A 2910-nucleotide genomic window follows, 5' to 3' on the forward strand; every position below is an offset into this window, starting at 1 on the left:
CTAAATCACCGACATCTATTAAAATGCTCAAGTTTGCCATGAACCTGACCGATGATGGTATGGTAGGCCAACAAGTCTTTGCGGGTGAAGCTACTCGCTTAGCTTATATGACTGAAGAGGCCAAAGAAGGCAGGGATGCCTTTTTAGAAAAGCGCAAGCCTAACTTTGATAAAAAATGGCTTCCATAGTCCTAAAACTGGTACTACAGCTACTTTTTTAACGCTTTTATTGCGAATTTTATAGCATCTAAAACGATTTCGTTGCGAATAGCTCATTGTCAAATTTTCAATTTGAAGCTCTTTTTCTGACCATTAATTATAGAATTCTCAATTTCATCAGTTCCAGTTGCGAGATTGATAATCCTTTACAAATTATTGATACTTGCCCTTGCCGCCCTCTTGAAAATGCCCACATTTAAAGCTTAAATTTTTTGAAAAATGCGAGCATATATCAAGGGAACTGGTTCTTATACACCAGAAAAAGTTGTCCCCAACAGTTTTTTTGAAGCCGTAGGATCTTCGGATGAATGGATTCACAAACGATTAGGTATTAAAGAGCGTCGGGTAGTGACAGATCAAACTACCAGTGATCTTGCCACAGCAGCTGCTAAACGCGCTTTGGCAGACGCGAACCTTTCACCGACAGATATTGAACTCATCGTTGTTGCAACCGCAACTCCAGATAGGCCAGCGCCTTCATGTGCTTGTTTTGTCCAGGAAAAGCTGGGAGCTTTTGGCGCTGTTGCATTTGATATCTCAGCAGTTTGTTCTGGAGCTTTATTTGCCTTGGCTACCGGAGCGCAATACATCAGCTCAGGAATGTTCCAAAGAGTAATGGTTATTGGGGCAGATACCTTTTCTAACATTACTGATTGGAACCGTCGCGATTCCGTTTTCTTTGGCGATGGCGCAGGAGCGATAATTCTAGAGGCAACAGAAGATGACAAAGGTTTTGTAGACTTTTTATTGCACACAGACGGCCGTGGTAAAGATGGTTTCACTGTTTATGCCGGAGGATCAGAGCAACCTGCATCAACAGAAACACTAAGTAATGGAGGACATTATTTTACCATGGATGGGAAAGCGGTGTTTGAAACGGCCACAGCAGTGGTGCCAGAAAGTATCAATACGTTGTTACAGCGCAATGGTACTACCGTTGATCAACTCAAATATATGCTTCCGCATCAACCGAGTATTGGAATTCTAAAAACCATCGCACAAAAAATAAACTTGCCTTTTGAGAAGGTTAAAACGAATATGGACAAATACGCCAATACCTCTGGAGGTACCATCCCTATTGTATTGGATGAAACCTTAAAAAATGAGCCGCCAAATAAAGGTGACCTGCTGCTATTCGCAGCGGTGGGAGCCGGATGGACTTGGGGAACGGCCTTGTATAAATGGTAAACCAAAGAAATATGTTAGCAGGTAAAACATTTTTGATCACAGGAATAGCAGACGAACAGTCTTTAGCGATGTATACCGCCAAAGAGATTATTAAAATGGGCGGAAAGGTGGTTTGCACGGCCCTTGGAGTCAGTGAGCATCACGGAGCATTGTCAGATAGAGCGAAGGCCTATTTGAATAAGAATTTTGAAGATTTTCAGCAATCTGTAGAACGCGCTTTAGGAAAAGACGTTAAGACGGCGGTGCTAGACGTAACTTTAGAGGAAAACGTGGCAAGTTTTGCTCAGGAGTTAAAAGCAGAAGGCATAGCGTTGGATGGTCTTTTGCATGCGATTGCTATGGATAAGACCATTAGGAATAAGCAAGTGAAACCGCTACTTGATGTTACGCGCGACGAGTTTTGTGATACTTTAGACGTTTCTGCTTATTCTTTAATTCGATTGACGCATCACTTGCTGCATGCGGAGGTCTTGCAACGTGGAGCTTCCATTTGCTCAATAAGTTATATCGCAGCAGAGAAGGTGACTTTTCACCCGTACAGAAACATGAGTATTGCCAAAGCAGCACTAGAACGCATTACTGTAGAATTGGCCGATGAGCTCGGACGCAGTCATGCCATGCGTGTCAATGCCGTTCGATTCTCTCCCTATATGGGAAGTAAAGCAGGAACGGCAACGCTTATGCCAGAAGATGTGACCACCTCAGATAAAATGAGTCCCCTAGGGAATGCTACCCCAGAGGACTTGGCTAAAGAGATCGTTCATCTGTTCCGTCCAGATGTCCGCATCACCGGTGAGATCAGACATGTGGATGGCGGTTATCACGTTACCGGCTAGTAAGCCTGTTCGTGCACGTTGGCTACGGCGCGACCGCTTGGGTCGTTTTGGTTTTTAAAGCTTTCATCCCATTCCAAAGCTACTGGTGAGCTACAAGCTACTGACGGCACAGAAGGTACGCTCCATGCTGCAGTTTCGCTCGGGAAGTGCTCCTCAAAAATGCTTCGGTAGTAAAACTCTTCTTTAGAGGTTGGTGGTTGTACGGGGAATCTAAAGTGGGCGTTGGCCAATTGCTCGTCGCTGACTAATTCCTCAACCTGAGCTTTTAAGGTGTCGATCCAGTTGTATCCCACACCATCACTAAATTGTTCTTTTTGCCTCCAAGCTACTTCTTCCGGTAACATATCTTCAAAGGCTTTGCGCAAGATCCATTTTTCAATACGGCCTTCTTTGATCAATTTGTCTTCTGGGTTGAGACGCATGGCCACATCCATAAATTCTTTATCCAAGAAAGGCACACGTCCTTCAATTCCCCAAGCAGCTAAGGATTTATTAGCTCTCAAACAGTCGTATTGGTGTAAAGTACTTAGCTTACGTACCGTTTCTTTGTGGAATTCTTCTGCGCTCGGCGCTTTGTGGAAGTACAACTAGCCGCCAAAGATCTCATCACTGCCTTCTCCAGATAGAACCATTTTGATTCCCATGGCTTTAATTGCTCGAGCCATCAA

The 2910-nt window shown here is 44.0% G+C and carries 3 protein-coding genes and 1 pseudogene; 3 read left to right on the forward strand and 1 reads right to left on the reverse strand.

Annotated elements, in window-relative coordinates; translation table 11 throughout:
• The 3 genes from HRT75_RS14425 to HRT75_RS14435 all read left to right on the forward strand — a co-directional run.
• On the forward strand, window positions 1-188 hold a 188-nt coding region (locus HRT75_RS14425), incomplete at its 5' end, for an enoyl-CoA hydratase-related protein (protein WP_291188217.1).
• Window positions 189-437: 249 nt separating this feature from the next.
• Window positions 438-1406 carry a beta-ketoacyl-ACP synthase III gene (locus HRT75_RS14430; RefSeq protein ID WP_291188221.1) on the forward strand — a complete coding sequence of 323 codons (969 nt, stop codon included), beginning with the start codon at window positions 438-440 and terminating at the stop codon, window positions 1404-1406.
• An 11-nt stretch (window positions 1407-1417) separates the two neighbouring features.
• Entirely contained in the window at window positions 1418-2242 is an 825-nt protein-coding gene (locus HRT75_RS14435; RefSeq protein ID WP_291188224.1) for an SDR family oxidoreductase, read from the forward strand.
• Here HRT75_RS14435 and HRT75_RS14440 read toward each other — a convergent pair.
• Window positions 2239-2910 (reverse strand): annotated as a pseudogene (locus tag HRT75_RS14440) (asparagine synthase-related protein); the annotation flags it as partial. The gene HRT75_RS14435 and the pseudogene HRT75_RS14440 overlap by 4 nt on opposite strands.

The sequence above is a fragment of the Gilvibacter sp. genome (assembly GCF_013214815.1).
Taxonomy (GTDB): domain Bacteria; phylum Bacteroidota; class Bacteroidia; order Flavobacteriales; family Flavobacteriaceae; genus Gilvibacter.